Source organism: Liquorilactobacillus uvarum DSM 19971 (assembly GCF_001434935.1).
GTDB classification, from domain to species: Bacteria; Bacillota; Bacilli; order Lactobacillales; family Lactobacillaceae; genus Liquorilactobacillus; species Liquorilactobacillus uvarum.
Map to the genome: position 1 here is coordinate 1 of NZ_AZEG01000050.1, position 7710 is coordinate 7710.

The following is a 7710-nucleotide window of genomic DNA, read 5'->3' on the forward strand; positions in this document are numbered from 1 at the left end:
TTTATCCGGCACAGTTTCGTAATGGATTTCACCGATCAATTCATGATTATGTTTAGCGTAAAGGTCTAAGGCTAATTTAGCTTGCACCGGATTGTCACCAATTCCCACGGTGGTATACAAGCCTAGCTTTTGCCGAACTGTCTTTTGAATCAAGCGTGCCACTTCGCGAACGGAATTGCCAAACAGCCGCCAAGTATGGGTCATATCAAGAATGCTTTCATCAATTGAATACGGCCAAACCTCTTTTTCAGTAGTAAATTGATGAAAGATCTGATTGATCTGCAAATTACGTTGAATATAAAGGTTCATGCGCGGTGGCACGACCCACAACCTGGGGTCATTGGGTAAGTCACGTTTACGGGAGACGTTGGCTTTAAGATGAAATAAGTGCTTAGCTTCGGGTGACGTGGCTAAAATGAGTCCGCCATTGGTATTTTCAGCTTCACTAAGGACCACTAATGGGACTTTTAAGGGATTTAGCCCCCGGGCAACGGCTTCGCAACTAGCATAAAAGGACTTGTTATCGATTAAGAAGAACACGCCATGCGGTTCATCATGAGTAAACAATTTCATCACTTCCGTTAGCTTTTACCTGTATTGTAGCACAAAAAAGCAAACGTATGTTCCCTAAAAACTGGCAGAAAGTTGATTAAAAATAGTCGAAAGTCCATTATAGTCATGCTATAATGTAGACAGAAAAAGGGAAGTCCCGCTAGAACAGGACTTCCCATGCAAGCCGCTTCAAAGGCGGTGGCGAAGTTAATAAGACAGCATTAAGCTACCCTGTAACTGGCCAAAGTTACGCAGGGCGGCTTTTTTATTTGTTCCTTTTGTCGATGTACGTTAGCAACGCTAAAATAAACATTGCAAATAGCAACATCAACGAGAGTGTCTGGAAGACGCTCATTGACTGTGAAACCTTCCTGAAGATTATTCCATGTTCCCATGGGCCTCACCTCACAAGGGAAAAGACAGCCACCGCCCTTAAAACTTCCTGCGTAATCCATTATACAGGTGAATTAAGTGTTGACCAAGCACAATAAAAATTAAGTCATGGGGTTTCATAGGATCCTAAATTTGATCAAATTAAGAATCAGCAAAACATCTTTTGTAGATACCCTTTTTTTAGTTCCTGGAGTTTTTCAAGCTTACGCTGATGAAGGGTAATAGTATCATCAAGTTGTTTGAAGAAGGCACCAATTTTAGACTGTTCATTTGTGCTTTTTGGATGTGAAACTGTCGTTTTTTGAAGATTACTTTTACTAATTGAAGAAATTTTGGTTCCCTGCATTAAAGGCAAAAGCTGTCTATGATATGTATCTGAATTAATGTAATATCCCATAAAAAAAACAGCCATTTTTTCTTTTGGTCTAGCTACGATCGTATGAAGTCCTGATACAACATAATCATCTTTTATACCACTAACTTCAACAGCTTTTCCAACCGTTTCGTCTTCTGCAGCATCAGTAAAAATAATGTCACCATTCTCCAATAAACTGTTTCTATATTTCCCCAGTGCACCATCTGTTATAAAAGGAATTCTGTCCCTACTAATATCTAGAATTGGTCCATATTTTACAAGAATATCCCCATAATGGACAGTCTTAATTCCACCTCCATCATAGTTTAAATGTGCACGTGATAGAGAGTTCGTAGAAATCGAAAAATCAAAAACTTTTTCTAACTTACGCTGTTCCCAAGCGTCAGCAAACCCTGCAAATCTTAATTGCGGGAACTTGCTACCATTTCTGGGGAACAATTTCTGCAAATAGCCCTGTTTAAGTTCCTTAAGCTTAGCTAACTTACGCTGATGAAGAGCGATAGTGTCATCCAATTGTTTGAAGAACGAACCGATTTTTTGTTGCTCTTTATTTTTAGGGATCATTACTTCAACTTGATTAATTTCACCTAGATTTATTTTTTTAGGAAAGGCAATGTGCAGTGTTCTTTTCCAAATATTACGTTGAACCTCTGGACTAGAAATTAACCAAGATAAGAAATTAGACTCTATTTTTTTAGGTTTAAGCAGAGACAACGTAACATAGTAAGCTAAAGGTTCTTCAGTTTCTATAACCCTTGAAGTACCGATATCGCCGATTCTCGTCATTAATACGTCGCCTTTTTGAGCTTGCTTTTTAGCATATTCTTTATTATAAGCTTCTTGGCTAATATACTTTTTAGTCTCCAAATTAGATATGTTTTCAACACTTACAAACTTAACACCTGAGTCAGTATATATGGGTGTTTGGTGAGTACCGTCATAAATATCGACTATTTCAGATAACTTACGCTCTTCCCAAGGATCAGTAAACCCTTTAAATCTTAACTGCGGGTAACTAGCTTGTTGATCTTTCATTTGTGGGCCTCCGGTTTTGACTGGTCATTAACCTGGGTGGTCACTAACTGGCTAGCTAATTCATTAAAGATTTGTTCATTCTGACTGATTTCCTCGTCCAGTTGCTTTAGATCAGCTTTGACTTGGTTCAGATCAATCTCGGGTTCCGGCTCAAACGTATCAACGTAGCGCGGAATATTTAAATTATAATCATTCGCTTTGATTTCTGCCGGTGAGGCCACATGGGCATATTTATCGACATCCTGCCGGTTTTGATAAGTGGTCACAATTTTTTGAATATTCGCTGCCGTTAGCTTATTTTGATTCTTGTCCTTTTCAAATTCCCGAGACGCATCAATAAATAAGACGTCATCAGTGGTTTTATGTTTCTTTAAAATCATGATCAACGTTGGAATACTGGTGGAATGAAAAATATTAGCGGGTAGCCCAATAATGGCATCAATCCGGTTATCTAACAGAAGCTTTTGGCGAATTTTGCCTTCCTTAGCCCCCCGAAACAATACGCCATGGGGTAGGACAATGCCCATAGTTCCGTGCTCTTGTAAATGATAAAAGCCGTGTAGCAGAAAGGCAAAGTCGGCTTTTGATTTAGGCGGTAAGACACCATAATCACGGAAGCGGGGATCGGATAAGCGTTTGTCACTGTTATCCCAGTGCGCCGAGTAGGGCGGGTTCATAACGACCGCATCAAATAAGTAAGGTTCGTCAACCGGCCAATCTTTACTTAACGTGTCGCCATTGCGTAAATGCATATCGTCATACGAGACCCCATGTAACATTAAATTCATTCGGGCCAGGTTAAAGGTCGTGGTGTTCAGTTCTTGGCCGTGATAACTCACTAAACTGGGCTCTTGCACGTGCTGTCCGACATTTAACAGCAGCGAACCAGAACCAACTGCTGGATCATAGATAGTCCGCACTTGGTTATCACCTTCATTGCGCTGATAGGTCACAATCTGGGCAATAATGTCGGACACCTGCCGCGGGGTATAAAATTCACCCGCTTTTTTACCGGAATCACTGGCAAATTGCGCGATTAAGTATTCATAGGCGTCACCTAGGACGTCGCCTTGATGATGGATAAGATCAATCGCATTTAAAGCTAACATAGTATCACTAATAGTTTGGTTCCGTTGTTGTAAAGAACTGCCTAATTTATTACTACTTAAATCCACATCGGCAAACAAGCCTGAAAAGTCTTGCGCTGAAGATAGATTTTGTGTCGACTGTTCCAGATCATGAAGTGCTTGAGATAAATCGTCTAACGCAAAAGTATGGGCTTGAATCTTGCCAATCAGGGTGGCGTACAACGCCTGGGGTTGAATTAAATAGCCGAGCGTGTTTTGCAAATACTCCACTAAACTGGGCTGCACCGAGACGCCTTCCAACTCGAACTGAGGATCCATATACTGAGCATATTTCTGAGTGACATTTTCGGTTTCACCCGCCCATTCACTAAAGGTCGTCAAGGTTTTCTCAGATAGGAACCGATAAAAAATTAACCCTAATAAATAATTTTTATATTCAGAGGCGTCCATTTTCCCGCGTAAGACATCGGCCGCATTCCATAGGGCACTTTCAAGTTGACTAGCTTGCATTGTTTTTTCTGACATTGTTTAACCTCACTTATTTTTGTAGATAAATTGCTAAATCGTGTTCAATAAACTGCCGCCAAGCGGCCTGGGACTTAATCCGGTATAGTGGCAAAATAGCTGGAATCTTCGGCCCAGTGGCAGTTTGAGCTTGTAAGGCCGCTACTAAATTCGCTGACTGCGTTAATTCTTGTTCATGATGCCATTCATCAGTACCCACAGTGTGTTCACGTGCCACCCGTAATAGGGCTGCTTGATCTAAGCCCCACGTATGGGCAAAGGTCGTCGTTTTTTTGACCAATTGTTTCTGGGCGTAATCAGCCACCAACTTCCGAGCATTCAACGCTACTGGCGCTTGATTTGGGGTGCTCTGTTGCTGAGACTGTTGCATTTGTTGCTGAGACTGTTGCATTTGTTGCTCAATATAAGGCATGGCTTCGCGAATTAACTGGGCCTGTTGAGGTTGCGTTTCCGCTAATTTATTCAAACTAGCCTGTACTTTGGCACTATTTTGCAGGTAATCCGTCATATGCGCTTGGGCCTGATCGGGTGTCGAGTACCGTTGCTGTTCATCAATCCAGTCTTGAATTAATTGCGTCAAATAATCATAATCCACCAAGACAACTGAACCAACAGCTAAGGAAAAGTCTAAAGCAGCTAATTCTTCGGGGACTTTCTCGGGCTCTTGGTTAGTGACCGCCGCTTTAATCCGCAGATATTTACCCGTATAGGATTCTACTTCGGGCTGAGCGATACCAAAAGCCTTTTCGCTGTTCTCCCAAGTAAAATCATTGTACATCGATAGCGAGTTCAATTGCTGATTCACTTGGCGAAATGCTTTCACAAATTGCACCTTGGCAGTGGTTCCTTTCAGGTCATCGGCCGCCGTCGGCGTCGGGGCAATGGTTTTTAAATCGTCCACGGCCTTTTGAAATTTTAAGACGGCCTGCTGATAAGTGGGACGAATGATGACATTAAAGGAGCCTTCGCCACTATATAACTTGTAAGCTTCACGTTCATTCGCTTCCATGATTGCCGGCACCCGAAAGGTCACAATTTGACCCTCTTGTTTTAATTCCCGGTTTTGGAGCCGGTTGGTGCGTGAGTAGGCTTGAATGAGTTCTTGATAAGCTAAGGTGCGGTCAACAAAGAGCGTGTTTAGCCGAGGGGCATCAAAACCCGTTAATAACCGCCGCACCACAATCACTAAATTAATTTCCTGATCCGGTTTCAAATGAGCAAAGACCGCCTCACGCCGAGCAGCCCGTTTTGCGACATCTTCGTTATAGAGATTCAGATCGGCTAAATCAAAATTAGTGTGATACTGCTGATTATAATCTTTTAAAATGGTGGCCATTTGGTCATGTTTGTGCGCACTCTGATCTTCGTTTTCACTTAATGAATAAGTAATCGCAATCCGGGGCCAATCAGGATCTAGCTTATTGTGAGTAGTCTTTTTAGCGGCTTTAAAGGCTTGATAATAGCGTTGCGCCATTTCAATGGAACTGGTGGTCAAAATAGCATTGTAGTTGCCATGACCCAAACTCGTTTTACGTGGGCCTTTTTGTAAAATATATTGAACAACTTGGTTAATATGTTCATCGGTCTCAAAGTCAGCCGGAGTTAAATACGTTTCTTCCAAGTCCTTTACTGACATCGCTTGAATCTTGGCTTGAATTTTTGCTTCATCAGCTGTACTCAGCAGGCGGCCTTGCTTATCGCGACGTGCTTTGACGCGCTGGGTTTCTTTCTCGAGGGCCCGGGTTATTAACGTGTCTTTACCAATTGTCGTTACATGTTCCACGTTAAACGGTAACACGGCTTGGTCCTCTAGAGCGTCTCGCAAGTTATAGACGTGACAGACTTTACCAAATAGCTCCTCAGTGGTAACCGCCAGATCACCCTTGAGCTGCTTCTTATTTTCATTAAAAATGGGAGTGCCGGTGTAACCATACCAGTTACTATTGATAAACGCTGACCGAATTTCCTTTTGCATCTTACCAAATTGCGACCGGTGGGCTTCGTCGACAAAGAAGATTACCCGTTGTTTTAAAGTCTTGCTAAAGCGGGATTGCTTACCGGTTTCCAACTGGGCTTGCGTTTTTTTGACCGCCCGATGGAGTTTTTGAATCGAGGTAACCAAGACCTTACCGTCATTTTGTTGCAACTTACGCATTAAATCACCGGTATTTTGGGCTTCGTTAATGGCAATATCGTCATTGGCAGCATAGGCACTAAAGTTGCTGGTTGTCTGTTCGTCTAAATCCCGCCGGTCAACTAAGAAGATGACCTTATCGACACCGGGATCTTGCGCAGCTAATTTAGCGGTTTTATATGAGGTGAGTGTTTTACCAGAACCCGTGGTATGCCAAACAAAGCCATCTTGATGGTCATGAATCCGGTGCATCACGGCTTCAATCGCATAAATCTGGTAAGGCCGTAAGAGAATTAAGCTTTGACGTTCTTGGTCGATGACCGTATATTCACTGACCATTTTGTGGGCCATGGGAATATTAAGGACTTGGCGCGTAAACGCTAAGCCGTTTTCCACGGGGTGATTATCCCGCGTTCGCCAATTGAACAAAAAGGCTTTATTGAAATGATCCGGTTCGGCATTCGCAAAATACGCCGTACTTTCCGGCGTCATAATCACAAACATTTGCAACAGCGAGTAAATTCCCGTATATTTACCTTCCTGCGCGTATTTTTCAATTTGATTAAAAGCCTGGTTAAGTTCGACCGTGGCTTTTTTTAGTTCCAATTGAATTAAGGGTAACCCATTAATCAATAGGGTTACGTCAAAACGGCGATCAGGATCGACATCTTGAGTACCAGCTAACCGTGGTCGCACTGCTTGCCGTACCACTTCATAACTAGATTTACCGCCAGCAACGTCCGCTTTCCAAAACAACTCGAGCGTCACCGTGCCCAGCTTAGCATCATCACGTTCAACTTCCACTTTGCCAATGCCATTTTCGGCGGCTAGTAACTTAGCTGCTTCGTAAGGTGTCCGGACCTCAATCGCCCGTTTAACCTGATTAAATTCGGTATCAGTTAGGGGGTATCCCTGCAATTTAGCATAGTTATTGTTATTTAATTTATCACGAAAATTAGCCCATAATTGATCCGGCGTCGCACCATATAGGTCTTTGCGTTCCACCCATTGATTGCTTCCAGTCGTTAAGGTTTTAACAACTTCTTTTTCAAATGACAGTTCCAACATAAAAACATTCCTTCTCCCACCTTTAAATTACTCACTAGTTTATTATACGCGAACAGATTAGCGTTTAGGCTTCATAAATTAGTATAGCTAGGATACAAATAAAGCCAAATAGACAAGCATCAAAAAAACGGAAGGTTAATTATTAAGTAACCGTTCCGTCCTTTTATGTTGAAACATTTCGAATTTCTGGTAGTGGGATAAACCGATCAGCGTCAACCACAATATCATTGGCATTGTAACCATGGATCAAGGTGGTGATATCTGGTAAATGGCGGTTGTTTTGGTCAACCGTTTTTAATTGAATGGTCACTGGTTGCTGACGCTGATATGCGTCCGCCAATACCTCGGTAATTACTGTTAAGGATTGTTGCGGTCTTGGAACGTATATTTCATTCAACTGCTGGTTCTGTTGGTTTAAAGCGGCAGTATGATCAGATAAATAGAACCCCTGCCATTTCATCATGCCCCGGTCATGGTAATCATGTTCAAAAAAATGCTTAACCGTGCCTAAATCAAAGTCTTGGTTATTCAAGGGGCAC

6 protein-coding genes are annotated in these 7710 nt (G+C 42.2%); all 6 read right to left on the minus strand.

Going from position 1 to position 7710, the window contains the following annotated elements; genetic code table 11:
• Positions 1 to 573: Y-family DNA polymerase (locus FD20_RS11720; RefSeq protein ID WP_477218315.1), on the minus strand; the 573-nt coding region annotated here is incomplete at its 3' end.
• Positions 574 to 817: 244 nt separating this feature from the next.
• Positions 818 to 907 (minus strand): putative holin-like toxin, encoded by a 90-nt coding sequence (locus tag FD20_RS14070; protein WP_072672334.1) that lies wholly within the window; start codon positions 905 to 907, stop codon positions 818 to 820.
• A gap of 186 nt (positions 908 to 1093) precedes the next feature.
• A complete protein-coding gene (locus tag FD20_RS13095; RefSeq protein ID WP_083489142.1) occupies positions 1094 to 2356 on the minus strand; it encodes a restriction endonuclease subunit S in 1263 nt (420 codons plus the stop codon).
• Positions 2353 to 3969 (minus strand): type I restriction-modification system subunit M, encoded by a 1617-nt coding sequence (locus tag FD20_RS11730; protein WP_057738731.1) that lies wholly within the window; start codon positions 3967 to 3969, stop codon positions 2353 to 2355. Before FD20_RS11730 ends, FD20_RS13095 begins: the two co-directional genes overlap by 4 nt.
• 13 nt (positions 3970 to 3982) lie before the next feature.
• Complete coding sequence (locus FD20_RS11735) at positions 3983 to 7171, minus strand: type I restriction endonuclease subunit R (RefSeq protein ID WP_057738733.1); 3189 nt, start codon at positions 7169 to 7171, stop codon at positions 3983 to 3985.
• A 163-nt stretch (positions 7172 to 7334) separates the two neighbouring features.
• Positions 7335 to 7703, minus strand: a complete 369-nt coding sequence (locus tag FD20_RS11740) for a hypothetical protein (RefSeq protein WP_057738735.1) — start codon at positions 7701 to 7703, stop codon at positions 7335 to 7337.
• Positions 7704 to 7710: the final 7 nt, after the last annotated feature.

Bases quoted from the DNA above. Each gene is read 5' to 3' on its own strand.
- FD20_RS14070 (WP_072672334.1), bottom strand. From the start codon at position 907: ATGAGCGTCTTCCAGACACTCTCGTTGATGTTGCTATTTGCAATGTTT.
- FD20_RS13095 (WP_083489142.1), bottom strand. From the start codon at position 2,356: ATGAAAGATCAACAAGCTAGTTACCCGCAGTTAAGATTTAAAGGGTTT.
- FD20_RS11730 (WP_057738731.1), bottom strand. From the start codon at position 3,969: ATGTCAGAAAAAACAATGCAAGCTAGTCAACTTGAAAGTGCCCTATGG.
- FD20_RS11735 (WP_057738733.1), bottom strand. From the start codon at position 7,171: ATGTTGGAACTGTCATTTGAAAAAGAAGTTGTTAAAACCTTAACGACT.